The 26,348-nt window shown below is 53.4% G+C and carries 30 protein-coding genes and 2 pseudogenes; 10 read left to right on the top strand and 22 right to left on the bottom strand.

The genetic code is table 11. From position 1 onward, the window contains the following. Positions 1-37: 37 nt before the first annotated feature. Positions 38-994, top strand: a complete 957-nt coding sequence (gene ftrA / locus J2X14_RS02865) for a transcriptional regulator FtrA (protein WP_352409696.1) — start codon at positions 38-40, stop codon at positions 992-994. Between the two features lie 359 nt (positions 995-1,353). Here the strand turns inward: ftrA and J2X14_RS02860 are convergent, their stop codons facing one another. Genes J2X14_RS02860 through J2X14_RS02830 form a run of 7 tightly spaced genes read right to left on the bottom strand, consistent with a single transcriptional unit; the run spans position 1,354 to position 7,459 of the window. Next, positions 1,354-2,580, bottom strand: coding sequence for a sugar MFS transporter (locus J2X14_RS02860; RefSeq protein ID WP_352409695.1), 1,227 nt, complete (start codon positions 2,578-2,580; stop codon positions 1,354-1,356). 36 nt (positions 2,581-2,616) lie between these two features. After that, positions 2,617-2,967 carry an L-rhamnose mutarotase gene (locus J2X14_RS02855; RefSeq protein WP_352409694.1) on the bottom strand — a complete coding sequence of 117 codons (351 nt, stop codon included), beginning with the start codon at positions 2,965-2,967 and terminating at the stop codon, positions 2,617-2,619. Beyond that, positions 2,964-3,740, bottom strand: coding sequence for an L-fucose dehydrogenase (locus J2X14_RS02850; protein ID WP_352409693.1), 777 nt, complete (start codon positions 3,738-3,740; stop codon positions 2,964-2,966). Before J2X14_RS02850 ends, J2X14_RS02855 begins: the two co-directional genes overlap by 4 nt. Further along, positions 3,718-4,572 (bottom strand): amidohydrolase family protein, encoded by an 855-nt coding sequence (locus tag J2X14_RS02845; protein ID WP_352409692.1) that lies wholly within the window; start codon positions 4,570-4,572, stop codon positions 3,718-3,720. The genes J2X14_RS02850 and J2X14_RS02845 overlap by 23 nt, the downstream gene beginning before the upstream one ends. 1 nt (position 4,573) lies before the next feature. Continuing rightward, the gene (locus tag J2X14_RS02840; RefSeq protein ID WP_352409691.1) at positions 4,574-5,860 is read right to left on the bottom strand and encodes an L-fuconate dehydratase; all 1,287 of its coding nucleotides are present in this window, start codon (positions 5,858-5,860) and stop codon (positions 4,574-4,576) included. Beyond that, a complete protein-coding gene (locus J2X14_RS02835) occupies positions 5,857-6,705 on the bottom strand; it encodes a fumarylacetoacetate hydrolase family protein (RefSeq protein ID WP_352409690.1) in 849 nt (282 codons plus the stop codon). Before J2X14_RS02835 ends, J2X14_RS02840 begins: the two co-directional genes overlap by 4 nt. A 13-nt stretch (positions 6,706-6,718) precedes the next feature. Beyond that, positions 6,719-7,459 (bottom strand): SDR family oxidoreductase, encoded by a 741-nt coding sequence (locus J2X14_RS02830; protein ID WP_352409689.1) that lies wholly within the window; start codon positions 7,457-7,459, stop codon positions 6,719-6,721. A 195-nt stretch (positions 7,460-7,654) separates the two neighbouring features. Between J2X14_RS02830 and J2X14_RS02825 the strand changes: the two genes are divergently transcribed. Next, positions 7,655-8,407 (top strand): FadR/GntR family transcriptional regulator, encoded by a 753-nt coding sequence (locus tag J2X14_RS02825; RefSeq protein WP_352409688.1) that lies wholly within the window; start codon positions 7,655-7,657, stop codon positions 8,405-8,407. A gap of 256 nt (positions 8,408-8,663) precedes the next feature. Here J2X14_RS02825 and J2X14_RS02820 read toward each other — a convergent pair whose 3' ends face one another. After that, on the bottom strand, positions 8,664-9,506 hold the full coding sequence (locus J2X14_RS02820; protein ID WP_352409687.1) for a hypothetical protein: 843 nt from the start codon (positions 9,504-9,506) through the stop codon (positions 8,664-8,666). Positions 9,507-10,015: 509 nt separating this feature from the next. Here J2X14_RS02820 and J2X14_RS02815 point away from each other — a divergent pair. Then, positions 10,016-10,678 (top strand): DUF3313 domain-containing protein, encoded by a 663-nt coding sequence (locus J2X14_RS02815; RefSeq protein ID WP_352409686.1) that lies wholly within the window; start codon positions 10,016-10,018, stop codon positions 10,676-10,678. Positions 10,679-10,763: 85 nt separating this feature from the next. Here J2X14_RS02815 and J2X14_RS02810 read toward each other — a convergent pair whose 3' ends face one another. Then, positions 10,764-11,555 (bottom strand): MBL fold metallo-hydrolase, encoded by a 792-nt coding sequence (locus tag J2X14_RS02810; RefSeq protein ID WP_352409685.1) that lies wholly within the window; start codon positions 11,553-11,555, stop codon positions 10,764-10,766. A 246-nt stretch (positions 11,556-11,801) separates the two neighbouring features. On the opposite strand from J2X14_RS02810, the gene J2X14_RS02805 reads away from it, so the two are divergent. Continuing rightward, the gene (locus tag J2X14_RS02805) at positions 11,802-12,470 is read left to right on the top strand and encodes a YecA/YgfB family protein (protein ID WP_352409684.1); all 669 of its coding nucleotides are present in this window, start codon (positions 11,802-11,804) and stop codon (positions 12,468-12,470) included. Positions 12,471-12,503: 33 nt separating this feature from the next. On the opposite strand, the gene J2X14_RS02800 is transcribed toward J2X14_RS02805, so the two are convergent. The 3 genes from J2X14_RS02800 to J2X14_RS02790 all read right to left on the bottom strand — a co-directional run bounded on the left by J2X14_RS02800 (position 12,504) and on the right by J2X14_RS02790 (position 14,669). Beyond that, entirely contained in the window at positions 12,504-13,004 is a 501-nt protein-coding gene (locus tag J2X14_RS02800; RefSeq protein WP_352409683.1) for a DUF943 family protein, read from the bottom strand. Next, positions 12,982-13,863: a DUF3289 family protein gene (locus J2X14_RS02795; protein ID WP_352409682.1), complete on the bottom strand. Its 882-nt coding sequence runs from the start codon at positions 13,861-13,863 to the stop codon at positions 12,982-12,984. The genes J2X14_RS02800 and J2X14_RS02795 overlap by 23 nt, the downstream gene beginning before the upstream one ends. A gap of 290 nt (positions 13,864-14,153) precedes the next feature. Further along, positions 14,154-14,669: a hypothetical protein gene (locus tag J2X14_RS02790; protein ID WP_352409681.1), complete on the bottom strand. Its 516-nt coding sequence runs from the start codon at positions 14,667-14,669 to the stop codon at positions 14,154-14,156. A gap of 419 nt (positions 14,670-15,088) precedes the next feature. Here J2X14_RS02790 and J2X14_RS02785 point away from each other — a divergent pair, with 419 nt between their 5' ends. Then, entirely contained in the window at positions 15,089-16,645 is a 1,557-nt protein-coding gene (locus tag J2X14_RS02785; protein WP_352409680.1) for a methyl-accepting chemotaxis protein, read from the top strand. Between the two features lie 45 nt (positions 16,646-16,690). Here the strand turns inward: J2X14_RS02785 and J2X14_RS02780 are convergent, their stop codons facing one another. From J2X14_RS02780 to exaC, 4 genes are all read right to left on the bottom strand, one after another. After that, the gene (locus J2X14_RS02780; protein WP_352409679.1) at positions 16,691-16,894 is read right to left on the bottom strand and encodes a hypothetical protein; all 204 of its coding nucleotides are present in this window, start codon (positions 16,892-16,894) and stop codon (positions 16,691-16,693) included. A gap of 116 nt (positions 16,895-17,010) precedes the next feature. Continuing rightward, a complete protein-coding gene (locus J2X14_RS02775; RefSeq protein WP_352409678.1) occupies positions 17,011-17,979 on the bottom strand; it encodes an XdhC family protein in 969 nt (322 codons plus the stop codon). Then, positions 17,979-18,539 carry a nucleotidyltransferase family protein gene (locus tag J2X14_RS02770; RefSeq protein ID WP_352409677.1) on the bottom strand — a complete coding sequence of 187 codons (561 nt, stop codon included), beginning with the start codon at positions 18,537-18,539 and terminating at the stop codon, positions 17,979-17,981. The genes J2X14_RS02775 and J2X14_RS02770 overlap by 1 nt, the downstream gene beginning before the upstream one ends. A gap of 130 nt (positions 18,540-18,669) precedes the next feature. Then, positions 18,670-20,190, bottom strand: coding sequence for an acetaldehyde dehydrogenase ExaC (gene exaC / locus J2X14_RS02765; protein WP_352409676.1), 1,521 nt, complete (start codon positions 20,188-20,190; stop codon positions 18,670-18,672). A gap of 373 nt (positions 20,191-20,563) precedes the next feature. Between exaC and J2X14_RS02760 the strand changes: the two genes are divergently transcribed. After that, positions 20,564-21,463, top strand: coding sequence for a DMT family transporter (locus J2X14_RS02760; protein ID WP_352409675.1), 900 nt, complete (start codon positions 20,564-20,566; stop codon positions 21,461-21,463). Positions 21,464-21,575: 112 nt separating this feature from the next. Here J2X14_RS02760 and J2X14_RS02755 read toward each other — a convergent pair whose 3' ends face one another. Further along, on the bottom strand, positions 21,576-22,055 hold the full coding sequence (locus J2X14_RS02755; RefSeq protein WP_352409674.1) for an Lrp/AsnC family transcriptional regulator: 480 nt from the start codon (positions 22,053-22,055) through the stop codon (positions 21,576-21,578). Between the two features lie 224 nt (positions 22,056-22,279). Between J2X14_RS02755 and J2X14_RS02750 the strand changes: the two genes are divergently transcribed. Further along, positions 22,280-22,906 carry a LysE family translocator gene (locus J2X14_RS02750; protein ID WP_352409673.1) on the top strand — a complete coding sequence of 209 codons (627 nt, stop codon included), beginning with the start codon at positions 22,280-22,282 and terminating at the stop codon, positions 22,904-22,906. A 56-nt stretch (positions 22,907-22,962) separates the two neighbouring features. On the opposite strand, the gene J2X14_RS02745 is transcribed toward J2X14_RS02750, so the two are convergent. Both J2X14_RS02745 and J2X14_RS02740 read right to left on the bottom strand, forming a co-directional pair. Further along, complete coding sequence (locus J2X14_RS02745) at positions 22,963-23,544, bottom strand: TorD/DmsD family molecular chaperone (protein ID WP_352409672.1); 582 nt, start codon at positions 23,542-23,544, stop codon at positions 22,963-22,965. Positions 23,545-23,579: 35 nt separating this feature from the next. Further along, positions 23,580-23,714 (bottom strand): annotated as a pseudogene (locus tag J2X14_RS02740) (phosphatase); the annotation flags it as partial. Between the two features lie 152 nt (positions 23,715-23,866). Between J2X14_RS02740 and J2X14_RS02735 the strand changes: the two are divergent. After that, complete coding sequence (locus tag J2X14_RS02735; RefSeq protein WP_352409671.1) at positions 23,867-24,232, top strand: helix-turn-helix domain-containing protein; 366 nt, start codon at positions 23,867-23,869, stop codon at positions 24,230-24,232. A gap of 32 nt (positions 24,233-24,264) precedes the next feature. On the opposite strand, the gene J2X14_RS02730 is transcribed toward J2X14_RS02735, so the two are convergent. The 3 genes and pseudogenes from J2X14_RS02730 to J2X14_RS02720 all read right to left on the bottom strand — a co-directional run. Continuing rightward, positions 24,265-24,678: a hypothetical protein gene (locus J2X14_RS02730; protein WP_502889958.1), complete on the bottom strand. Its 414-nt coding sequence runs from the start codon at positions 24,676-24,678 to the stop codon at positions 24,265-24,267. A gap of 20 nt (positions 24,679-24,698) precedes the next feature. After that, the gene (locus J2X14_RS02725) at positions 24,699-24,842 is read right to left on the bottom strand and encodes a hypothetical protein (RefSeq protein ID WP_352409669.1); all 144 of its coding nucleotides are present in this window, start codon (positions 24,840-24,842) and stop codon (positions 24,699-24,701) included. Positions 24,843-25,038: 196 nt separating this feature from the next. Continuing rightward, positions 25,039-25,380, bottom strand: a pseudogene (locus tag J2X14_RS02720) (phosphatase); the annotation flags it as partial. A gap of 240 nt (positions 25,381-25,620) precedes the next feature. Between J2X14_RS02720 and J2X14_RS02715 the strand changes: the two are divergent. Further along, on the top strand, positions 25,621-25,881 hold the full coding sequence (locus tag J2X14_RS02715; RefSeq protein ID WP_352409668.1) for a type II toxin-antitoxin system RelE family toxin: 261 nt from the start codon (positions 25,621-25,623) through the stop codon (positions 25,879-25,881). Positions 25,882-25,954: 73 nt separating this feature from the next. Continuing rightward, entirely contained in the window at positions 25,955-26,320 is a 366-nt protein-coding gene (locus tag J2X14_RS02710) for a helix-turn-helix domain-containing protein (protein WP_352409667.1), read from the top strand. Positions 26,321-26,348 lie beyond the last annotated feature (28 nt).

Below are 26,348 nucleotides of genomic sequence, written 5' to 3'. Positions count from 1 at the left end.
AGTGGCGGTTCTGACAATAACCGGTAGTTTTCCGCCAATGTTAAATAATGCAGGTTTAGTCGCTACGCTGGCCTATGACGGACTCTGTACTTTTGAGTTCGGCATTGCCGTTGAGATTTTCGGCCTTCCCCGTCCTGAGTTTGACTTTCCCTGGTATCAACACCGGATAGTCTCTGTGGATACCTCCCCGATGCAGGTGTCAGAAGGCATTCAGATTGTCTCCCGTTTTGGTCTCGACTCCCTCAGCGAGGCGCAAACCATTATTATTCCCGGATGGCGTAATCGCGCTGAAACGCCACCGCAGGCATTACTCGATGCGTTATGCGCAGCCCACCAGCGAGGCGCGCGGCTGGTGTCGATCTGTTCAGGCGTATTTGTTATCGCCGCTGCTGGCTTACTGAATGGCAAGCGCGCAACAACCCACTGGCGATATACCGATGAACTGGCAAATCGTTATCCTGAAATAGTGGTTGATCCGAATGTTCTGTATGTCGATAGCGGTCAAATCATTACATCAGCCGGTAGCGCTGCGGGTATCGATGCCTGTTTGCATCTGATCGGTCGGGATTATGGCACGCACATTGCCAATATTGTGGCGAGACGTTTAGTGATCGCTCCTCAGCGTTCCGGCGGGCAAATCCAGTTTATTCCCTCTCCTGTCGCACAAAAGCCGCGGAATGAGATTGCGCCGCTACTTGACTGGGCGCTGCAAAATTTGCACTGTAATTTGTCAGTCAGGCAAATGGCGCAGCAAGCATTAATGTCAGAGCGGACTTTCCTGCGGCGCTTCAGTGAGGCGTTAGGTATTACCCCTAAAGCCTGGTTGCTTCAGGCCAGAATGAACCTGGCGCGCGAGCTACTGGAAAATAACCATCTTCTTAATGAACAAATAATGGAACGTTGTGGGTTCGGGTCGATGGAGAGCTTTCGTGCCGCATTCCGTAAATCCGTTGGCGTCTCACTCTCAACCTATCGCAAGACGTTTGGTGGCTAAAGGCGCAACGATCAAGCCAAACGCGCGCGTTTTTTTGGCAAAAACATAAACCAGTTTTTCCTCTGCTCTCACAAAATAATGTGAGCGGCGGAGGGCGCGTTGCGCCAGAGGCGGACGTTCATACAGTGGGAAGCGGAGCAACACAAAAAAATGCAAGTGCTTTGACCTGTCCCCATTTATCATGCTTTGAATTGTTAGCTAAGCCTGTATCGACGGTGAGAACCAGCGTGTACGTCTTCTCTTCACTGATAACAGGCCTCCCACATATCTTCAGTTGATATTATCAGGGCGATGCCTACGCATCGCCCTGCACTGCCCGTTAAGCCATCGCTATCAGACGTAAAGCCTTTCCCCATCCCTTACTCCTGTTTCCGCTGCCTTAGCGCATAGGCCAGCACCACGGCAAAGCACAGCAGCGGCAAAGCGTAGGCCACGGCGGTGCTGACATGGTCAGAAATCAGCCCCATGAACCAGGGCATAATCGCGCCGCCGACAATCGCCATAATCATAAATGAGCTGGCCTGTTTCGTGGCCGGGCCGAGGTTTTTGACGCCCATGGCAAAGATGGTGGGAAACATGGTGGACATAAAAAAGAAAATAGCGATCAGCGCAACCACCGAGACATCGCCTGCGCCCAGCATCACAATGGCGCACAGCACGATATTGATCAGCGCATAGGCTGCCAGCATCGCTGCCGGTTTCACCCTTCCCAGCAGCCAGGTGGAGAAGAAACGTCCCAGCATAAAGCAGATCATCGCCACCGAAAGCATATAAGAGGCGCTTTGGTTGGTCACACCGTGCCAGTGCTCGGTGGCGTAGTTAATAAAGAAAGCGCCCACGCCCACCTGTGCGGCAACATAGAAGAACTGCGCAATCACGCCGCCGACAAAATGTTTTTGCTGCCATAGGGTCGTGCCAGGCTGCTGCGCCTGTTCGCTGGCGGCTTCACGAATATCCGGTAGCGCGGTGCGTTTAAATAACAGCGCAATGGCAATGACCACAAACGCAATCACCACGTAGGTCATTTTAACGCTCTCCTGCGCCGCATCCTGACTGGCGTGGGTAAAGAACAGCGAGCCGCCAATCATCGGTCCGACAAACTGCCCCAGGCCGTTAAAGGATTGCGCCAGATTAAGGCGACGCTCCGCGCCGTTTGCATCGCCCAGCACCGTGGCATAGGGGTTAGCGGCGGTTTCCAGGCAGCCAAGCCCGGAGGCCAGCACAAACAAGGCAAACAGAAATACCGCGAAATTATTCACCATCGCCGCCGGGACAAACAGCAGCGCGCCAACAGCGTACAGCGACAATCCCGCTAAGATCCCGGCCTTGTAGCCGTGACGGCGCATAAAATAACCGGCCGGCAGCGCCACAATAAAATAGGCGCCAAAGTAGGCAGCCTGTAATAATCCCGATTGCGCCCTGGTGACGTTTAATGTCTCCTGAAAGTGTTTATTCAATACATCCAGCAGGCCGTATGACACGCCCCACATAAAAAACAGGGTGGTAATCAGCATGAACGCCCAGCGCAGGCTAATCGTCCCCCCGACGCCAATATTTTTTGTCGTCTCGACGCGTTGTGTTGACATGGTTATATCCTCGTAGCGTACAGTCGGTAAGTGTTGTTATTGATCCTGCAAAGAGAATATTCGCGCCATCGCCACCCATTTTTCCCCTGCGGGCGTCCAGGGCGTTGGCTGCTGAAACTGCCACATCAACGCTTCCCAGCGCTGAATATGCGGATTTTGTTCAGCTGCCTGAGCAAAATCCTGTGCGTTAAACCGGGCATTCACCTCCATTACCATAAACAGTCGGGTGCCAAGCCGATATATCTCCATATTGACGATGCCGTGCAGGCGCAGATGATCCGCCACCTCCGGCCAGATGCGCTGATGCAGGCGCTGGTATTCAGCGATCTTGTCCGCCTCGTCCACCAGATCCAGCGCCAGACAATAGCGTTCGGAAGCGCCGCTCATAACAGCGCCCGATCGAGATGCAGATAGCCGCCATCGACGCTCAGCCACTCGCCGGTGGTGTGCGAAGCACGCTGTGACAGCAAAAACACCACGGTATTGGCGATCTCCTGCGGCGTGGTCATACGCTGGCCGAGCGGAATGCGCTGGGTGATTTTCGCCAGTTCGTGCTGTGGATCGGCAAAGGTAGCGATCCAGCGCTCATACAGCGGCGTCATCACTTCGGCGGGCACCACGGCATTCACCCGCACGCCGCTGTGACGCAGCGATACCGCCCACTCTCGCGTCAGCGCCAGAATCGCGCCTTTCGCCGCGCAGTAGCCGCTGGTGCCGCCCTGGCCGCTCAGCGCGGTTTTTGACGCAATATTCACAATCGCTCCGCCGCTGTTTTCCAGCGCCCGCTGGCAGAAATGCGTCATCTGGTAATAGTGCAGCAGATTTTTTTCCAGCGAGGCGACAAACGCGCTGCGCCCCGCCTCCAGCCCGACGCCATCATTAACGCCCGCATTGTTTACCAGCCCGTCGATGCGCCCAAACTGCTGCTGCACCGCTTCAACCGCCTGCTGGCAGTTATGCTCATCGCAAAGATCGGCCAGCAATACCTCGGTTTGCGGTTGAAGCTCGCGCAGACCGGCCAGCCACATCTCTTCCGGCTGCGCGTTGGTGACAATCACCGGAATCGCGCCCTCTTCCGCCAGCAGACGTGAGATAGCCGCACCGATGCCCGACCCGCCGCCGGTCACGATCACCACTTTATCCTGCAAAAACAGATTCATTGTTTTCTCCTGTCAGGCCATAGACCTGCGCGGCCGTGTCGCCCCAGATGGCGGCCTGTTCGTCGGCCGATAGCGCGGTTATCGCTTCATCAATCAGCTGCGCCACCGCGTGATACTCCGCTGCCAGCAGGCAGACTGGCCAGTCCGAACCAAACATCAAACGCTGCGGCCCAAAACGCGCCAGCGCTTCGTCGATAAAAGGTCGCAGCTGTGCGCGCTGCCACTGGCCGTGCGGCGCTTCGGTCACCAGCCCGGAGAGTTTGCATACCACGTGCGGCATCACGGCCAGCTCCGCTATTTGCTCGCCCCAGGCGCTGGCGCCGCGCGCAATATCCGGTTTACCGAGGTGATCGAGCACCAGCCAGTGGCGATCGTGCCGCGCGGCAAACCGTGTCGCCTCTGCCAGATGCCGCCAGGTCACCAGCATCTCCCAGACGTAATCACGCTGTTGCAGCTCACGGATACCGCTTGCCACGCGCGGCTGTTGCAGCCACGCAGCGGGATCACGCTCATCCTGTACCTGATGACGAAAACCGCGCAGCAGCGGATGCTGTAAGGCCGTCAGCTGCGCCGTGAGATCGGGCGCGGTAACGTCAACCCAGCCAACCACCTGCGTTGCCGGTTGCTGCTGCGCCCACTGCAACAGCTGCTGCGTCTCCGCCACGCACTGCCGCGCCTGTACTGCAATCGAACCCTGTAGCTGCTGTTGCGCCAGCAGCGGCGCGAGGTCGTCAGGTAAATAATCCTGTTGCAGGCGCGTCATGGAGGCGGCGATCCAGGGATAGTGCGCCGCGTCGTAGCGCCAAAAATGCTGATGAGCGTCGATTCGCACCTCAGCCTCCCTGCGCGCGATAGCGGTATTTCTCACGCGAAGCGGGATACATCTCAATGGAAAAACCGGGCGCGGTAGGCGGCATATAGGCCGCGTCGCGGATTTCGCAGGGATGCAAAAAATGTTCGTGCAGATGATCGACATACTCGATAACCCGCCCCTGGTGGCTACCGGCAATGCAGACAAAATCGATCATCGACAGATGCTGAACGTATTCGCACAGCCCAACGCCGCCAGCATGCGGGCAGACCGGCAGCTGATATTTCGCCGCCATTAACATCACCGCCAGCACCTCATTAACGCCGCCGAGACGACAGGCATCGATCTGCACAACGTCAATCGCTTCGCGCATAATTAGCTGCTTAAAGATAATGCGGTTCTGGCACATCTCGCCGGTTGCCACCTTTACCGGCGCCACGCCCTGACGAATTTTGCGATGGCCTTCGATATCGTCCGGGCTGGTTGGCTCTTCGATAAACCAGGGGCGCGCAAACGCCAGCTGTTGCACCCACGCCACCGCGTCATTCACTTCCCATACCTGATTGGCATCAATCATCAGTTGGCGATCCGGCCCCAACACGTCGCGCGCAATACGCACGCGGCGAATATCATCATCAAGGTCGCGCCCGACTTTCAGCTTAATGTGCGAGAATCCGGCATCGACCGCCTGCTGGCAGAGACGGCGCAGTTTGTCATCGTCATAGCCAAGCCAGCCCGCGGACGTGGTGTAACAGGGGTAACCGTGCTGCTCAAGCTGGCGGATGCGCTCCGCCTTACCCGACTGCTGCGCCGCCAGCAAGGCAAGCGCCTCGTCCGGTGTGATGCAGTCGGTGAGATAGCGGAAGTCGATACAGCGCACCAGCGCCTGCGGCGACATATCTGCCACCAGCCGCCATAACGGTTTCTCTTCCGATTTCGCCCACAAATCCCATACCGCGTTGACCACCGCGCCGGTCGCCAGATGAATCGCGCCTTTATCCGGGCCGATCCAGCGCAGCTGGCTGTCGCTGGTGATGTCGCGCCAGAACTGCCCCATATCGGCGGTGATCGACGCCAGCTGCCGACCCACGATCAGATGTTCCAGCGCGCGTATCGCCGCACAGCAAATCTCATTGCCACGCCCAATGGTAAAGGTAAGACCGTGCCCGCTGAGCGCCGCGTTATCTGTCTCGATAATGACGTAAGCGGCGGAATAGTCAGGATCGGGATTCATCGCATCTGAACCGTCGAGATGCTCGGAGGTGGGAAAGCGGATATCTTCAACCCGCAGTGCGGTAAGTCTGGTCATGCTTCGCTGCCCTCGGTGATTTGACGCTGTTCGCCAAGCCCGCTGATGCCTAAGCGGATGACTTGTCCCGGACGCAGGTAAACCGGCGGTTTCTGCCCCATGCCGACGCCCGGCGGCGTGCCGGTAGAGATCACATCGCCCGGCTGCAGGCTCATAAAGCGGCTGAGATAGCTGATGATGTGCGCAACCGGGAAGATCATGGTGCGGGTGTTGCCGTTCTGATAGCGCTTGCCGTCTACCTCCAGCCACAGCGACAGCTGTTGCGGATCGGCGATTTCATCAGCCGTTACCAGCCAGGGGCCGATCGGACCAAAGGTGTCGCAGCCTTTGCCCTTGTCCCAGGTCCCGCCGCGTTCGATCTGGTATTCACGTTCAGAGACGTCGTTGACCACGCAGTAGCCCGCCACATGCGACAGCGCCTCCTCTTCCGCGATGTAGCTGCCGCCTTTGCCAATCACCACGCCCAGCTCCACTTCCCAGTCGGTTTTCACCGAGCCGCGTGGAATGCGCACCGCATCGTTAGGCCCAACCACCGCGCTGGTCCATTTGCTAAACACCACCGGCTCCTGCGGGATCTCAGCGCCGGTCTCCGCAGCGTGATCGGCATAGTTCAGGCCGATACAGATAAACTTACCGATCCGCCCGACGCAGGCGCCAATACGCGGCTGCCCGCTGATTTTCGGCAGTTCGCTAAGCGGTAGCTGGCGCAGTCTCTCCAGCGCGGAGGGCAGCAGCACATCGCCCGCGATGTCGTCGATAAAATGCGATAAATCGCGCAGTTCGCCCTGTTCATCCAGCATCGCCGGACGCTCTTTCCCCGGCTCGCCCACACGTAATAATTTCATTTTTCCACTCCTGTTAGTTGCTCCAGCCGCCATCAATAATCTGTACGGTGCCGGTGGTATAGGCGCTGGCATCAGAAGCCAGATAGGCCGCCAGATACGCGATCTCTTCTGTTTTGCCGATACGGCCAATGGGCTGACGCGCCACAAAGGCGTCATAGACTTCCGCTTCCGTACGGCCTTCCGTCTGCGCCTGCGCGGCGATACGCTGACGCAGCGACGGCGAATCGACCGTGCCGGGGCAAATGGCGTTGCAGCGGATCCCGTTACCGATGTAATCCGCTGCCACCGATCGCGTCAGGCCGATCACCGCCGCTTTGGTCGCGCTATAGGCAAAACGATTAGCCACGCCTTTCACGCTGGAGGCCACGGACGACATGTTAATAATCGATCCTTTCTGCTGTTGCAGCATGGCGGGCAGGAACGCCTGGATCATGTGGAACATTGCCGTGACGTTAAGATCGAGCGCGAACTGCCACTCCTTTTCGCTGCACGCCAGCAGGCTGCCGCTGTGTACCACGCCTGCGCAGTTAAACAGCACGTCGAGCGTGCCCAGCTCCTGCGCCGCCGCACCGATCGCCTGATGGTCAGTAACATCCAGCTGATAAGCCCGGATATCAGGGAACGCTTGCAGCGCGGTAAGGTTGATATCGCTGGCGATCACCTCTGCGCCCTGCTGAGCAAAATAGCGTGCGCTGGCTAACCCGATGCCCTGCCCGGCGGCCGTGATTAATACGCGTTTTCCGTGTAAATTCATTACGTGTCCTCTGGTTCAAAGATCTAATGGTCAGGCCAATAAGCATGGTTTTTGTCCTGACGGGCTGGCAAAATAACGCTGGCTACTTTTTTGCTGACGCATTACTTTTTATTGACAATTGCATAACATTGACAAGCGACCTGATGATTATTTGTGCAGCAAGTCACTTAATTTATTTAGACGGGTAGCCGTACGATGCCGATAAAAAAGATGGAAAACCCAAGACTTTACAGGCAGATAGCTGACCAGCTCATCAAGCTTATCGACAATAATGAATTTCCTCCCGGCAGTCGCCTGCCAGCGGAACGTGAGTTGGCCGAGCAGCTACAGGTTAGTCGCGCCTCGGTGCGTGAAGCGCTGATCGCGCTGGAAGTGATTGGGCTGGTGGATGTGAAAGTTGGCAACGGCGTGATTGTGAAAGCGCGTTCCACCACCCAGGAGCCGGTAATGATACAGGCCGGGCGCGATCAGTGGCGTGAACCGGATGATGAACTGGGTATCAATCTGGACTTTTCCACCGAGCTGCCGCCGTTTTCCCTGCTGCAGGCGCGGCGGCTGATTGAGCCGGAGGCCGCTGCGCTTGCTGCGGTGCATGCCAGCGAACAGGAGCTGACGCTGATCCGGGCGGCCTGGCTACAAAACTGTGAAGATAACCGTGCGCAATCGCGTACCCATCCTGGCGACCGCCTATTTCATATCCGTATCGCCCAGGCAAGCGGCAATCCGGCCTATGGCTTTATCATTGGTCACCTGCTCGGCCATCGCTATGGCAGTATGTTCCGCATGTTGCAGGCGCACTATACGCCGGGCGATATGCCGTCCATCTCTGAAGCGGAGCACCTGGCGATTCTTTCGGCGCTGGAGAAACGTAATGCGAAAGCCGCCAGAGCCGCGATGAAAAAGCATATCGACCGGGTGATCGCGACGTTTGAGCGTGTGCAGGAGTAACCGCGTTTCCTGGCAAGAAAAAAATAAAGTCAGGCATGTCATCCCTCTCAGGGTAGAGAGCCTGAGGGGCTGGTGACGCGTTAAAGGCTGAGTTTTGTTTGCATGATAAGCGCAACCAGCAAATGCAAAACAACATAAGGAGATGTTTAAGTCATTGGCACGGCTTTAAAATTAAATATTGATACAGGCTTACTGGAAATCGCCGCGCATATCACGCCATGACAAGGCCTGATTACCCATCGCTGGATATCCCCCTTCACTGCGCTGATATTTCATTATTTACCTTGTCAATCAACCCAGACCATTTAGCCAGGTCAAAATTTAACGGGTCGTTGTGCCCGCCTTTTTTAAATGGAATATCGATCACGGAATGAAAAGCGGGTAACAAATATTTCCCGGCACGATAAGACCCGGCAAGATAAACAATTGCCAGCCGTTCTAATTGCGCATCCGTAAAGCCCGGCACCGGTGACCGATAATCATTGGCGATACCGGATTGTGTTGGCAACGTTGCACGTGGCTGGATGAGCTCAACGCTGATGAAAACATAACGCCTGCCAATTTTTTCATTTTCAAATTTGGTTGTACGATAAAACGTTGAAAAATCAATGCTGGTTTTGGATTGGCCAGGCCGGTTAATAAAAACATGCGCATTATTTTCCGCACTCTTGCCGTAGGCGCTTAGTTTATTTCCTGACCACTCATCATTAATATCAGAAGGAAACTCATTGTTTTGCAGTGCAACCGGGGTGCTGGTGTCATGGATTACGATATATTTTGTTTTTTTGTTTAACGGCGTCGCTATATCACCGCCGATATCCTTCTCATTCACATTGTTGTTAGCCAGATATTTTTTTAGCTGTCCCTCACTAAAGTCCACACGTTGCTTTTTCACCAGCGAGACCAGTCCCTGCGGAATAGCCTGTTTTTTAAATATATAAGCTGCGCCATCTGTTTTCCTTAACAGGCATGTTAGCTGCTCTGCTTTATCTTCTTCATACTCCCCTTGTCTGTCATTGAACTTACAAGGCTCAGCAGCCAGTAATGCACCTGAATTGATAACACCAGCAACCAACAGCAACGCTGAAATTCGCATCATGGTATCAAACCTCATATTTACATGTATATCGTACCGTTAATAACGCATGCTCTTCAGTGGTTACACTTTCTAAAAGCGCTCTGTTTACAGAAATGACATTAGCCATAATGACCTCAGAAAAGTTTTTATTAAAAGGGTAATAAAACCCAGCGGAACGTAATAATGTTACCGGTTCGTTATTCCCCACCCAACAACCCTATAATGAATAGATTAGGCACCAGATAAAAGTGTTAAGCACCTCTTATTTCCTCAATGACGTCAAAATTTCCTGGCAAAAAAATTCCCGTGATTAAAAATACAAAAATCGTTCCGCCGCTTTAAGCCGTTGAGATAAATGCAATGCTGGCAAAACATTCCCGTCTTCACTATTCCCGCATTTCGCTTAGCATGAATATTGCTATTCAGATCGCTTTTTATGCTGGTTGCTAATGATAAGTGCCTTCAGACGCTCTATGCTTTGAAAGCCATGGTTTTTTTTCCTCATAACCTTCTGCTAAAAGGAACGCTCTATGCATGCGCTGCGCCTTTGTCTGATTGCCGGACTGGCTGCTACCGTCCTTGCCGGTTGCTCATCGAAAGTAGCGGATAAACAACAATATTCTGGTTTTCTGTCCGATTACACCAAACTGCAGGCGATGGACTCTCCAGGCGGTCATCCGACGCTACGCTGGGTCTCACCAGATTTTCACTCCGCTGACTACCACGGCATTTACTACACGCCGGTCGTCTACTATCCGGCGGCAAAACCTGGCGCGCGCGTCAGTCAAAGCACGTTGGATAATTTGAAAAACTATGTTGATAGCCGGTTAAAAGTTGCGGTGACCAAACACAAGCCGCTGGTCAACACGAAGGAACCAGGCACGCTGGTGATGAAAACGGCGATAACCACCGTCAGCGCGGAAAATCAGGATATGAAGTTCTATGAGGTGGTGCCCGTTGCCGCGGTGATCGCCAGTACCATGGCCGCTTCTGGCCACCGTACGCAAAATAGCGTTCTCTATCTGGAAACCCAATTAAGTGATGCGCAAACCGGAGAGGTCATGCTGGAAGCGGTACGCAAAGCTTATGGCAAGACGGTACCTAATAACAGCACTCCCATCACGCTGGACGATTTGCAACAGGGCGTTGACGAGATGGTTAACGACGTCACCGCTTTTCCTGTTCAGCCATGATAGTTGATGCTGGCTGACAGGCGTTTCAGCGTACTGACAGGTTACTAACGTCGCTTCGTTCCTGAGACGCCCATAAGCAAAGCGCTTATCTGAGACAGGCAATATACTTTTCACCCGATCGATGCACGATATCTTTGGCATTTGCCATGATCTCCTGTCCTGCAAACGCGCCGTAGAGTTGGGTAAACTTTACGGCGCTCAGACGGTGCATCATATCGCTGACCGTTGCTGCCGGTAGCGGCAGCATATTAGGATAGCTCCACATAAAAGATACGGCGTCGGCACCCGGCGTGACCTGCAGGATGTCCCCGGCAAGCAATACACCGTCATTTCGCGTCCAGTGAAGCACACTGCCGCCAGCAAAGTGCCCACCGAGCCGTATGATACTCACGTTAGTCGCCAGCTGAAGGGTCTCGCCTTCCCAAAGGGTAATCAAAGGGCTGTCGCGCATAATCCATTGACGATCGCTGGCATGCAGGTAAATCGGTGCATTAAATTCCGCTGCCCAATCTTGCATGGTGGTGTAGTAGTGAGGATGAGATATAGCGATAGCCTTAAGCCCGCCCAGTGAGGCGATTAGCGTTTTCGTGGCCTCGTCAAGGGCAGCAATACAGTCCCACAAAATATTGCCTTCCGGCGTCCTCACAATAAACGCGCGCTGATTAATGGCAAAAGCAGGCACGGTTTGGATGCTGAGAAGGTCAGCATCATGCTGTTTCCACTTATTGGTGTGTGAAGCGCAAAGGCCCGGCAAATCGATCCACTCTTGTCCCGTTACCGGCACATACTGACGCTCATCTTCGCAAATTTTGCACTGTTCTGGCTGGAAGCTGGCGATCTCATAGGATGTGCCGCACGCTTTACATAATGTAATCATTAAACGCCTCTTCTGTTCTGGTTAAGCACGCCTGAAAGCAAGCGGCATAGCGTCTATTTTATGCATCTTTTATCACGTTGATGGGAAAAACGCGCCTGTAAAAAGGTATTACTTCGCGCCGCCGTTGAAATTTCATCGCATGCTGCGGGCCTCGGGTTTATATCGCTACAGATTTATCGCTAAGCTAAGTAGATAAGCGTGTACACTGCTGCGGTTTTGAATCTAAGCGCCTCAGGAGGCAACAGTATGAAAGAAGGCCCATTGACCGAGAAAGAGCTGCAATGGCTTGACGAAATGCTGGAAAAATATGGCAACGACGCGTCGATTGTGGATGTCGCTGAGCTGGATGGCCTGCTGACCGCCGTGCTTTCCGGTCCGAGATCGATTGAACCCAGCGAATGGCTGGTCGCGCTCTGGGGCGGCGAGAAGCGCATTCCCAAATGGAGCAACGAGCGTGAAATGAATCGCTTTATGGATCTCTGCTTCCAGCATATGAACGATATTGCCGATCGCCTCGCCGAGTTCCCCGAACAGTTCGATCCGCTGTTTGGCGTGCGTGAGACCGAAGGCCAGGATTTCACCGTGGTGGAAGAGTGGTGCTTTGGCTATATGCGCGGCGTGGCGCTGAGCGACTGGTCATCGCTGCCGCAAGATTTACAGCCCGCGCTGGATGCCATCGCCCTGCATGGCAAAGAGGAAAATTTCCCGCAGCTGGAGCAGCTTTCCCCCGAAGAGATGGAAGAGCGTTTCGCCGCCATCCGTCCTGCCGCGCTGGCGCTGCACGATTACTGGATCGCGCAGCCGGAAGCGGTGCCTGCGCCACAACAGCCGGTAGTTGCCGAGCAAAAGCCGGGCCGTAACGATCCCTGTTTCTGCGGCAGTGGTAAAAAGTATAAACAATGCTGCCTGCACTAAGCATGATGCGCCTGCGGGCGCATTTTTAGTGGCTTATCGCCACTCTCTTACCCACATGCGCCCACTTTTTTCTTCGACGTATGTTTTCAGGCCTATGTCGTAATTTATCCGACCGGAAGCGTCCATTTTGACCTTCATCAAGATATTGCCTTTATCCAGGCAATTTTCGTCGGCTGTCATATCCTCAAAGCAGAAGTGATCCGGCTGTGAGAACTCCAGAAAACTTCCTTCACGATACACTTCATAGCCGCTGCCATAATCCCAGATCACGACGGAATATCTGCTGCCTCCCGATACCTCCAGGTCATAACGCGTTTTAAGCAGCGCTACGTTGCTTTTCCACCAGCTGATTTTAGCTTTATCGGTTAGCGGAAAGTGCTTTACCACCAGATGCTGGCTATATATATATTTGCCAGCTGGATAAATATGCCCTTCAACGATTTCCGTTTTTCTTAGCGCGTAATAGGTACCGTAACCGATGGCGCACAATGCCAGCAGTAACAGAATCAGCCTAAAGTGTTTGTTGCTTTTCATGTTCATATCCCGATATCTCTACGCGCGCGCACATATTGATCATAAAAGGCTTATAGCCAAAGCGCTCATAGCGCTGTAGCACAAACCAGATACGAAAGAACCTGAACTGATGGAAGTGGGGCTTAAGGATATCATCCTTATCGAGGCCAAAATGGTCCTGGATGTTATAGCGGATAACCGCTGTAAACTTACCCTCCTTTATTACTAAATCCTCTATTATGATTTGTGCGGCAAAAATATCATGTACCGTTATGGCCATGCCGTTAAAGCTGTCTTTAATCCTGTTAAATTTAGGGAGGCGACACTCTTTCATATCTGTATATATGGACCTCCTTTTACCTTCAGGCAATATCCCTTTATCCCATAAGATATTTGCTAAGATAGATTGCCTTAACATTTCCAACGAATTACTCTCTTTTTTATCCTCAACGATTCGCTCCTTTAGCGCCGCATCCAGTAATATATTTTCAAACGGCGCGCCGCCGCCGTGCTGCATATGCGTAATCATCTGTTTAATCAACATTTTATAAGGGCTATAAACAGCAAACGGAAAGCTGGATAGCGCACGGAACTCGTCAAAAAGGATAGCAATACATGCCTCACGCGACACGCTGGCACCCTGCTGGCGTGAACCGTGAAAGCGTGAGTGCGGTTGGTTAAAAGGAGAAACCCTTGTCAGGGTCCAGGGATCAACGCGGGTAGAGACATCGTTTAAATGAAAGTAAGATTTAAGCAGCGACTCACTCAAATCTCCATAACGCATATCTTCCGCCACGTAGTCCTCCATCTTCTTTTGCGTTTCAAAAACAACACATGGGAAACTGACGGACTGCAAGGATGGATCGGTTAATTCCACCATAGAACCTCCTGTTCTTGTATATGATTAATCCGTTACACTGAGCAATAAACTACGCCGAAACGACTATAAGGTAAATAGATTACCTTCGCGCTTGAAGTGTTTTTGAAGTTGAAAATGAATGCGGTAAGATATTTTCGTTATGCTTACTATTTAATTGACCAGCTAACTGTTCCTTTTCTTTACATGAGGGGGCGAAAAGAGGGAGAGTGAAAGATTTATCGGCGGCATCAACGTAATCGTTAACACCGCCACAGAACATCAGCGCTATATTTTATATATCAACAATCAGCTTACCTGAAACTCCACTGCATGCTGATAACAAAAACCGACGGGAAGATAATCCCACTTTCAACGCCAAAGTAATCGGTAAAATTATACTGCACGGCATGGTAAATATAGGGAGCGAACCCTACACCAGTGGTTTTTTTGAAAGAACGGTAAATACCATCATCACCGCAGTGACTAAAGGTATCGAAAAAGAATTCACCGGTATAACCGTAAACGCCTTTAAACGTCCAACGGCTTTGTTTTTTCCAGTCTTTGCGGACGCCCAGCGCCAGGCAACGATCGCCATAACTGTTTTTCATCGTCCCGAGCAGCAGACTGTATTCTGAATTCTCAGAAAAGCGTCTCTCCGCAGAGAAAAATTGATTATCAAATTTTTCAGTATACATTCCTTGATTATCAAGGAGATGATAAACAAAAGACCCTGTATTAACAGAATATAAATTGATTTCGCGAGCCTGACCCGTTGGTATAAAAAGCTGAAGAAACAGAAAAAATAAAATAAGCGAGCGTGCGGACATTTCAGAATAACCACGACTATTTAGGGAGTATTATATGTAACGTTCACATCAGGATGTTATGTACATATGCGTATATTTTTGGCCATCTGCGCCGTTTATTGCCCGCGCATAAGGAAAAACAATTTCCTGTTTGATTATGACCAGAAGAATAGCCAGCACGTCATCCGTGAACCTGTCAGGAACCCCTCCCCGCTTTTTCCCTGTGTAACATCCTGTCTACAGCTAAGACTAATCCAGCGCATCTTACTGCGGCCGAATTGTTAACGTCAATGTTAAATGTTGTGGTCGATATTTAGCGAAGCGGCCATAAAAAACCCTTTTTTCTTATACGCCCGCCGCTAAAGATTTGTCGGTTAGCGCCGATGCTTAAGCATCCTTACGGCATAACTGGACTGACCACAACTCTCGGGTAATCACATATGTTTAAAAATTTAACCATCAAGCGAAAGTTTATTCTCGCGTTCGGGGCGGTTGTCGCAGTGCTGTTGCTGATCTGCGCCGCTTTTTACGCCAATTTCTCACGCATCGTCACCGCAAATAGCTGGAACGTACACACCTATCAGGTGATTGATGAGAGTCGCGGCCTGGTTGAAAGCCTGGTCAATATGGAAACCGGGCTGCGCGGCTATGCGCTTAACGGTAAGGAAGAGATGCTACAGCCTTACCTCTCCGGGCAAAAAACCTTTTTACAGCATCTGGAACTGGCTAAAAACCTCACTTCCGATAACCCGGTGCAGCAAGATCGTCTGGATCGGCTGTTGCAGCTGGAAAAAACCTGGCTTAGCGCTTTTGCTGCCTCGCTGACGGAAAACCGTCGCGCCGCCAACGCCGGAACCCTAACGGAGCAGGCGTTCATCGACGCGTTTGAAGCGAATACCGGCAAAGCGCAAATGGATAATATGCGCGCCATCATCGCAGAAATCGCAGACGCAGAGCGGTCGCTGCTGGCGGAACGTCAGGTAACCGTGGCATCCACCACTTCACAAACCATGCTGACGCTGCTGTTTGGTTCGCTGTTCGGTTTAGCTATCGCGGTCGCACTGGGTTATATGCTGACGCGCGCTATTACCCTGCCGTTACAGCGCGCGGTAAGCGCCGCGCAGGCAATCGCAACCGGCGATTTAACTACCCGACTGGTAGCGGATTCGCGTGATGAAACCGGTACGCTGATAACCGCGCTGGCTGCCATGCAGGCCCAGCTGACCCGCGTCGTCTCGGATATTCAAAACGCTTCTGCCTCCATCGACAGCGCGGCGAAAGAAGTGGCAACGGGCAATATCGATCTCTCCAGCCGCACCGAGCAACAGGCGGCCTCGCTGGAAGAGACTTCAGCCAGCATGGAACAGCTGACCGCCACGGTACGGCAGAACACCTCTAACGCCCAACACGCCAGCACGCTGGCCAGCGATGCGTCGCAGGTCGCGCTGCGCGGCGGCAATGTGGTGAACCAGGTGGTGACCACCATGTCGGCGATTGCGGAAAGCTCCCAGCATATCGTGGATATTATCAGCACCATCGAAGGCATCGCTTTCCAGACCAATATCCTGGCGCTGAACGCCGCGGTTGAAGCCGCACGTGCGGGCGAACAGGGACGCGGCTTTGCGGTGGTTGCCAGCGAAGTCCGCGCGCTGGCGCAGCGCAGCGCAACGGCAGCGAAAGAGATCAAACAGCTGATCCATCAATCTTCAGAACGCGTCACGGAAGGCACCTCGCTGGTGGCCGATGCCGGCACCACCATGAAAGATATCGTGACCTCTATTCAGCGCGTGTCAGAGATTATGACTGAGATCTCCAATGCGTCCGATGAGCAGGCAAACGGTATTGAACATGTGGGCCAGGCGGTGACGCAGATGGATGAAGTCACGCAGCAGAACGCCGCGCTGGTGGAACAGGCAGCCGCAGCGGCCGCGTCGCTGGAGGATCAGGCGTCTCACCTTAGCCGCAGCGTAGCGATTTTCAAAACCGCCGCAGTGTAAAACTTCATGAGAGGCGTTTACGCCTCTCATGAATTAAAAACCGGTTCAGCGCCAGTATACGCGCTCATCGCTGTCATACAGCGGGTCGCGCAGCGCGCTATGATGCTCACTCATTAGCGCAGGGAAGCGCTCTTTATCACTCAGATGCAGCGTTTGCCGTCCCGGCAAGTTCACTGCAATCAGGCTTTCTTCAAGCGCGTCCAGCGTTTCATCACGCTCGTCAAACAGGCTACGGCTTACTGACATCATCTCTCTCCGTTGAAAGTGCATCCTTTTAAGCATAGTAATACTATGCCGTCACGCCAGATCGCCAGAGGAAAGGCTGTTTTTTCCGATATTTCCCCCTATCGTTTTACCAACCGGGATTAACGCCCATTTTTCACACGTACGATATCCGCCATGATCGCCAGCGCGATTTCCATTGGCGTTTTGCTGCCGATCGGCAGGCCGATGGGTGCGTGTATGCGTTGCAAGGCGCGCTCATCCAGCTCACCGATGCGACGCAGGCGCGCCAGCCGCTGCTGGCTGTTGCGCGCAGAACCCATCGCGCCCAGATAAAAAGCGGGCGTATTCACCGCTTCCAGCAACGCCAAATCGTCCACGCGCGGATCGTGCGTGGCGCAGATCACTGCCGTTTGATCCGTTGCGCCGTGCAGCTCCAGATAGCGCGCCGGATGCTGGTTAATGCAGCGCAGATGCGGCTGCGGCGCATGGTTATCCTGTAGCTGCTGCCAGAAAGCGTCGCGATGCTCACATACAAGGGTCTGCATCCCCAACATTAGCGCCAGACGCAAACACTCGCCCGCTACCGTGGAATACCCCGCCAGCAGCAGCGTCGGTACGCTGCCCACCGATAAGGAAACGCTGTCGCAGTCATAACAGAGCGCGCGCGGCACGCGATCGGTATCGGTTTCCAGCTCTGCGCGCTGCCCGATGACCAACTGCTTGCGCAGACGCTCGCCGCCCGTCAGCGCCTGCTGCAAACGTTGCAGATGGTTCAGGCTGGCAGCGTCCGGCGGCAGCCGCTCGATCAGCACATCCAGCACGCCGCCGCACGGCAGACGAATGGCGGTCGCCAGCCCGCCTTCGCCATAGCGCACCAGCTGGCTGGCAGCATTAAAACTGCCCTGCTGTAAGCGCGCCAGAAAATCCTCTTCAATACAGCCACCCGAGAGCGAGCCACAAAATTGCCCCTGCTGATTTGCCACCAGCAGCGCGCCAGGCGCACGCGGCGCCGATCCCCAGCTGTGCAAAACGGTGCAAAGCCAGACGCATTCTCCCTGCTGATGCCATTGCAACGCACGGTCGATAACCTGTTGATCGAGTGAGTGCATTATTCCTCTCCTGATAGCATCGACGGCAGATCGACATCGCGCACCACGCCCGCATCCTGCGTCGCCAGCAGATAAACATCGTGCTGCGCCAACAGCTCACGCGCCGCCGTTTCGCCGCTTAACGCAGCCAGCTGAGCGTAGCAGCTGCGACCAAAACCAACCGGATGCCCCGGCTGCCCCTGCCAGCAGGCGCGTACCCGCTGATGCGTTTTCAATGCTTCTGCCGTCTGTTGCAGCGTTGTCGGACGAAGCCATGGCATATCCGCCAGCATAACGAGCCAGCCTTGCCAGTGCGCAGTCGCCTGCACGCCAGCGGCGATAGAGCTGGCGATGCCCGCGCTGGGCAAAATGATCTGACGCGCGCCGCCAATGCAGCGCCGCAGCGCCAGCGGTTCCGGCCTGAGCACCACCGCCACCGGCAGATGGCTTTCCCTGGCGATACGGTAGCTGCGCGCCAGCATCGGTTCGCCCGCCACCGGTTCCAGCAGCTTGTGGCGGCCGCAGGCGGCGCGATAACGTCGGCTTTCCCCGGCTGCCAGCAGCAAAATTCCCACGTTCATAACGCTCCCGTTACGTTGGCGTAAAGGCTAAGCATAGAACGTCAGACGCGGGAGATCCGTCACGCTGGCGACAAATCAGCATAACGCAATAAAAAAGGGGCGATAAACGCCCCTTAGTCGGCAGGTAACATCAGAAAAAGCCGAGCGGCTCGATGCTGTAGCTCACCAGCAGGTTTTTCGTCTGCTGATAGTGATCGAGCATCATTTTATGGGTTTCACGCCCAATGCCCGATTTTTTGTAACCGCCGAACGCCGCATGCGCCGGATAGAGGTGATAACAGTTGGTCCAGACGCGCCCCGCTTTGATTGCGCGTCCAACGCGCCAGGCGCGGTTAATATCCCGTGTCCAGACCCCCGCGCCAAGTCCGTAAATCGAATCGTTAGCAATCGCGATCGCTTCCGCCTCATCTTTAAAGGTGGTAATGCCCACCACCGGCCCGAAGATCTCTTCCTGAAACACCCGCATATTATTGCTGCCTTTCAGCAGCGTCGGCTGGATATAGTAACCGCTTTGCAGCTGCCCCTGAGTTGGCTCGATGCCGCCGCCGGTCAGGATCTCTGCGCCCTCTTTCTGCGCAATCTCCAGATAAGAGAGAATTTTATCGAACTGCTGCTGCGAAGCCTGCGCGCCAATCATGGTTTCGGTATCGAGCGGATCGCCGCGTCGAATGGTTTTAATTCGCGCCATCACCGCAGCGATAAACGGCTCGTAAATGGATTCCTGAATCAACGCGCGCGAAGGACAGGTACAAACCTCGCCCTGGTTAAGAAAGCCCAGCACCACGCCTTCCGCCGCTTTTTCAATAAATGACGGCTCGGCCTGCATAATATCTTCAAAGAAAATGTTCGGCGATTTACCGCCCAGCTCGACGGTAGAAGGGATCAGATTTTTTGCCGCCAGCTCCAGAATATGGGTGCCGGTAGCGGTTGAGCCGGTAAAGGCGATTTTCGCGATGCGCGGATTGCCCGCCAGCGCCTCGCCCGCTTCACGGCCAAAGCCATGCACCACGTTCAGCACGCCAGCGGGCAGCAGATCGCCCACCAGCTCGGCAAACAGCGTAATCGAAAGCGGCGTCTGCTCGGCGGGCTTCAGCACCACGCAGTTGCCCGCCGCCAGCGCCGGTGCCAGCTTCCAGGCCGCCATCAGCAGCGGGAAGTTCCATGGGATAATCTGCCCTACCACGCCCAGCGGTTCGTGAATATGGTAAGCGGCGGTATGTTCATCGATTTCCGCCGCCGTGCCTTCCTGCGCGCGAATACAACCGGCAAAATAGCGGAAGTGATCCACCGCCAATGGTAAATCTGCCGCCAGCGTCTCGCGTACCGGTTTGCCGTTATCCCAGGTTTCATGTACCGCGATACGCTCCAGATTCTGCTCCAGGCGATCGGCGATTTTCAGCAGCAGCTGTGAACGTACCTGTACAGAGGTTTTACCCCAGCGATCGGCGGCAGCATGCGCGGCGTCCAGCGCATTTTCGATATCCTGCGAACCGGAGCGCGGGAATTCGCCGATAACCGAGCCATCCACTGGCGATGTGTTGGTGAAATAGTCGCCGTTAACCGGCGCAACAAATTCACCGTTGATGTAGTTGCCATAACGCTGCTGTAGCGTTATCAGCGAATCTTTATATCCTGGCCAGGCGTAACGCATACCGATTCTCCTGTGGTATTAGCTAACAAATGAGCAACCATTGATTAACATGACCGAGTGCAAAGGCTTTGTCAGTCGCCACAAGAGAAAAGTGTGAGCACGGTGGGAAGTAACCCTCTCAGACGTTAAGCGGATCACGCTGTCAGAAACACCGTAAAATCAGGCGTGGATGCAAAGGCAAGCCGGGCGACAGGACAGCGGCCGCTACAGTGATGCTGTATAAGTACCCGGCAGCGGCTGGCCCATCACTTTTGCCGAAGATGTCCCGATTGATGATAAGCAGGCTTAGTAAATCGCCGTGCTAAGGCTTGTCTGCCTGCCGATACCTGTCATGATAGTTAATGATTTACGTCTGACAATTAAGGATGGTGTCGTGGCTCTGCGTCATTTTTTGCTGGTGTTGATGGTGGTAACTATCTGGGCGTTTAATAATGTGGCCATTAAATGGGGGCTGCTCGATCTGCCGCCGTTATGGATGACCTGTATGCGTTTTGTGGTGGTCGCGCTGATTCTGATCCCTTTTACCCGCATTACGCGCGCTCAGCTACCCTGGCTGGCGGCGCTGGCGTTTACCTTCGGCTTTATGCATTTCTCGCTGCTGTTTGTCGGCATCAGCTACACCGATGCGGGCACCGGCGCGGTGCTGGTGCAGCTGGGCACGCCGATTGCCATGCTGCTGGCGTGGGTAATGTTAAAAGAGAAGCTCACGCTGATTCAGCTGCTCGGCATCGCGGTTTCCCTGAGCGGCGTGGTGGTGTTAACCGGCAGCCCGACCATCTCCTCCTGGTGGGTGCTGGCGCTGTTACTGACCAGCGCCTGCGGCTGGGCTATCAGCAATCTAATTGTTAAAAAGGCGCCGCCGATTAAGCCATTAGCCATGACCGGCTGGCTGTCGTTTATGGCGATACCGATTGTCGGCCTCACCTCGTGGCTGACCGAAGCGCATCAAATTGACGCGCTGCTGCACGCCTCGTGGCGCGGCTGGTTCGGCATTTTATACAGCGCTATCGCCTCTTCTGTCGTGGCCTATTCGCTGTGGTATGCGCTGCTGAAAAAATATAACGTTAACCTGATTATGCCCTACTCGCTGCTGACGCCGGTGCTGGCGGTGATCATGGGCGTGCTGGTGCTGGGCGATAGCATGAATATGTATAAAATCATTGGTTCGCTGCTGGTGATTTGCGGCACGGCGATCGCGGTGATCAATATCCGCAATTTACGCATGCATGCCCGTTTCCCGCGTTTATCGCACCGGCGGAAACGCCAGCCGTAACAGGAAAACGCGCTGCCGGGGTGTACGCACGTTTTCCGCCAGCTGGCTGCCAGCCTGATAACAAATCGGTGGGACGCCGGGCTTACGGCCTGGCGCGCTGTAACCACGCCAGCTACATTATTTCAGCGGATTTTTTTATCGGAAAAGTGCCCAACGGCTTGATCTCTTTCAGTACAAACATGCTTTGCATTTCTTTGATACGCGGCAGCCTACGCACCACCGACATGGCAAAATCAGCATAGGACTCCAGATCGGAAGCCACCACCTGCAACAGAAAATCGGCATCGCCGCCGATACTGTAGCAGGCCACCACATCCTCCAGCGCCGTCACCTCCTCCTCAAATTTTTTCGCTTCCGCTTCGCTATGACAGTCAATCACGATACGGATAAACACCATGACGCCCAGGCCGATCTTTTTGCGATTCAGCACCGCCCGATAGCCCTGGATCACTTCATCCTCTTCCAGCTTGCGCACTTTCCGCCAGCAGGGCGAAGCGGACATGCCGGTTTTTTCCGCCAGCTCCTGATTGGTCACGCGGGCATCATCCTGCAAAAGCCGCAGGATTTTCATTTCTGTCGTGCTGAGCGTCATAATGGGAAATTCCTTTCTTTTTATCCGCAATAAATGATGATTCTTACCGCTCAGAGCGCGATTGGCAAGCAATTCAGACAGCCTTTTCCTGCACGCTTACGGCATACTGTATCTCAATATCAACGCGCCTCGCCGGGCCGCGTGCAATGGGTAACTTACCTGCACGTTGCCGGCAACATGTCCCTTTTTCAGCGCTTACTCTGCTCGTTAACTCAGGAGTTTTTATGCCCGAATCCGCTCAAATCGTTTCATATATTGCTGCGCTGGGCTTAGCCGCAGCGATCCCCGGCCCAGGCATGACGGCATTAGTGGCGCGCAGCGTAAGCGCAGGCGCAGTGGCTGGATTCGCCATGCTGGCGGGGTTGATTTTGGGCGACCTGTTCTATCTGTCGATATCGGTGTTCGGCCTGGCGCTGGTTGCTCACAGCGGGTCGGCGCTTTTTACGCTGATTAACTGGGCGGCCGCGCTCTATTTAGGCTGGCTGGCATGGCAGTTCTGGCGCTATAACCCGCAGGCAGTGGATATCGCGCAAAAGGCGACGAAAAAGGATCTCGCGTCAGCCTGGTTTTCAGGGTTGACCATTACCCTGGGCAATCCGAAAACGATCGCCTTTTATCTGGCCATTCTGCCGCTGGTGATGTCGCTGGATAGTATCTCATTGCTAATCTGGGGGATGGTGCTGGTGCCGCTTACGGCGCTGATATTACTGGCGGTCGGCGCGGTGTTTATTCTGGCAGCGCTGAGGATTCGCCACTTTCTTACCAGCGCCGCCGCGCAGCGCATTTTATTCCGATCTGCCGGATTGATTATGCTGCTGGCGGCGCTGGGCATGGTGGCGAAGACGTTTTAAGCGGAGCCGGGCAGCGCGCAAAAGCCCGCCCGGTTAACAAGGTGAATCACGCGCCATCAGGCGTCGTCGTCGCCCTCTTCACCCTCTTCTTCTTGCGCTTCCCACAGCTCTTCGCGCATCGCCTGTAGCGCTTCACGGCTTAAGGCCGCCAGCGTACGATAAAAGCCGCTGGTGGCGTGCGCTTCCACTTTCCCCAGAAACGCGCCGCACCAGGGCAGCAGATAGTCATCGAACAAGGCGATTTGCGCCTGGATTTCATCTTCCTGCGCCTGATCTTCCAGCCACGAGGCCGCCAGCAGCAGCGCGCCGAAATGATCGGCTGGCGCATCGCTCAGCGGCATACCGCGCTGTTGCAGGAAGTTGCGTACGTCTGCCTCTGCCGGGCCATCTTTCCACTGCGAGCCATAAGGCGGCACGCTGCAATCGCTGCCGACAAACAGCGCATTGTAATCGGCGGCCAGCGCCTGCGGATCGGCATGCTGTTGCAGACGTGTCAGCAGTTCATCCTGCTCCAGCGGCCAGTTCTGCTGTAGCTTGCCTTCACGGATCAGCGTAAATAGCGGCACCAGCAGCGGGTCCTGCGGCTGACGATTAAACAGCGAGCCGAGCACGCGGCAGATGATGGAAAACTCATTCATTACTTTCAGTCCGTTCAGAGGTTAAGACGCCGCCGTTAAAAGTCAGCAAACGCGTCGACAGGCTTCCCGCCCCGCTGTTCCAGAAAATCGAGCAGGCGGCGCGGCGTGACATTTAACACGCGTTCCTCTGGAAAATCCACCTCGCGCGCAATACGCAGGCAATGGTCAAAAGCAACGCACGAATCTTTTATTAGATTATTAGAAAATCAAGATTGATAACATTAGATATCACTCGTATTCTCAGCGCATCCTCAGGCGGGATATTCCCGCTGTGGTACGCACCTATGACATTTACCGCGACTCATAGATATTCGGATCAACTATGTCAAAACAGTACATATACGACGAAACAGGTAAACCGCAATTTGTGGTGTTGCCTGTAGCAGAGTACGAAAAGCTTCTCTCAGACGCCGAAGGCGAATGGGAGAGTATACCTATTGAGGCTGATGAGCATGATGATGAAACCGTACCGCATGACGTGGTTGGCATTATGATTGAGCAGGAAGTCAGCCTACAGGCCGCCTGGCGCATACACCGCAATCTTTCACAGCAGTATGTCGCTGAACAGTTAGGCACGACTCAGAGCGCTATCTCTCAATTAGAGCGTGTTGAAAGCAAACCGCAAAAGAAGACACGTGAACGCCTGGCAAAACTTTATAAATGTCGTCCAGAACAGTTAGTCCTTTAAATTGAAAGGCCACTGCAAAGGTGGCCTTTCAGTCATTTGATGTTATATGTTGAATTATCAGCTGAGCCGTCACTGTATACTTGCTTCAAATTGAGTTTGTTGCCGTTAATACTATAGGTGATAACTTCATCGGCTGGATGATTACGCCACCGGCCCAGGCTATCTGGATTATCAGAAGCCCAAAGTACTCTGTCATCCTCAAGTCGGCATTTAATTGCCCAGCGTGAATTATCTGATGGTCGGTTGTAATGTACGTAAGCGATACCCTCAGCATCTACTTTATCCAACTTCATGATTTTATAATCACGCCCAAAAGTCATTGCGGCAGTAGCTTTACATATTTGACCTAACTTTGGATTCACATCAAATTTTGCAGCCTGCGCTTGCTGTACAGGAGCACCTTTGGGAGAGAACTGCGCATACGTAGTAAGACCAACAACCGCGATAATGAAGATATGACGTTTTTTCACGAGGAATCCTTTTCTAAAGAATAGACAAAAGTTATATCGGCATTATTTGCCTGTTCTTTAATCACTGTAATGTTTGTTCTTTCGGTAGTAGCACTGAGCGATAAGATAATCCCGCCCCCTACTCCGCCTTCACGTGGCATAGGCATCTCTTGGATGTACTCGGCCTCTTGTGCTACTACGCGGTCAAGGTATATGCTTAATGAGACCAGTCATTCTCACCATATATTTGGCAATTAGTTTGCTACATCGCAAAGTTTTAAACTATTTTGGAATTGTCAGAATGTTCGGGATACCGTTTAGACTTTTTACTCATGAACAATATCCCGAATAAAATATTTAGAAATCCGCCAGTTCGGCAATCTGCTTGCCAGTATGCAGCTCCAGAAAATCGAGCAGGCGGCGCGGCGTGACATTTAACACGCGTTCCTCTGGAAAATCCACCTCGCGCGCAATACGCAGGCAATGGTCAAAATTTCCCAGCGTAAACGCGGTGTGCGAATCAGAACCAAACGACAGCATCCCGCCCGCCGCTTTTACCGCCGCGGCGATAGCGCGACAGTTTGCCTCGCTGCCGGGCCGCGAGTGGGTAAAGGAAGAGTTGTTGAGCTCCAGCGCTACCTGATATTTCGCCGCCGCTTCGGCAATTGCCGGAATATCCACCGGAAACTTCGGGTTGCCGAAATTAAATAGTACACATAAAATTTTTTCGTGATAAATGCCTTTTCAATCAAAGTATTGTAGTACTTAGCGGTTAATAAGCAACCACAATCTATGAAAAGATAAGTCAAATATGGCTATGAACATACGGAGCATCTGCAAGATTAGATAATTAGATAAAATGATCTTGCAATGATTAGATATTGATCATATTATCTAATCATCCCAAGCGGGATATGTTCTTTAAAAATGAGGTGCGTAGTGGTTAAAGTGATCTGGTCTAAGCGTGCTTCTAAGCACCTTCTCAAGATCGACAGACGCTACCAGAACACCATTTATCAGAAAGTTGGCGAGTTAGTTGCTTTCCCCTTAGTGACCTTAGACATTAAAAAACTTCAGGGAAGCGAAAACCAGTACAGGTTACGTGTTGGAGACTACAGAGTACTTTTTGAATTAATATACGGTGAACCGGTAGTACTTGAAATCAAGGAAGTGGCACGAAGAACATCGGTTACTTACTAACTAAGCGGGGGTTTCCCCCGCTTCATTACGCACCTATGACATTTGCCGCGACTCATAGATACACGGATAAACTATGTCAAAACAGTACATATACGATGAAGCAGGAAAACCACAGTTTGTGGTACTTCCTGTAGCAGAATACGAAAAGCTTCTCTCAGACGCTGATGGCGAATGGGAGAGTATACCTATTGAAGCTTCTGAAGATGATGACGAAACCGTACCGCATGAAGTGGTAGGAATCATGATTGATCAGGAAGTGAGCCTTCAGGCCGCCTGGCGTATCCATCGTGGTTTAAGTCAGTACGATGTAGCGGAAAAATTAGGTACTACGCAGAGTGCTATCTCTCAATTAGAACGTGCAGAGAGCAAGCCACAGAAGAAGACTCGTGAGCGTCTGGCAAAGCTCTATGATTGCCGTCCAGAACAGTTAGTACTCTAAAGTGAAAGGCCGCTATGATAGCGGCCTT

This window comes from Mixta sp. BE291 (assembly GCF_031457955.1).
In the GTDB taxonomy this organism is placed as follows: domain Bacteria; phylum Pseudomonadota; class Gammaproteobacteria; order Enterobacterales; family Enterobacteriaceae; genus Mixta.
This window is presented reverse-complemented; position numbering and strand designations above follow the sequence as displayed.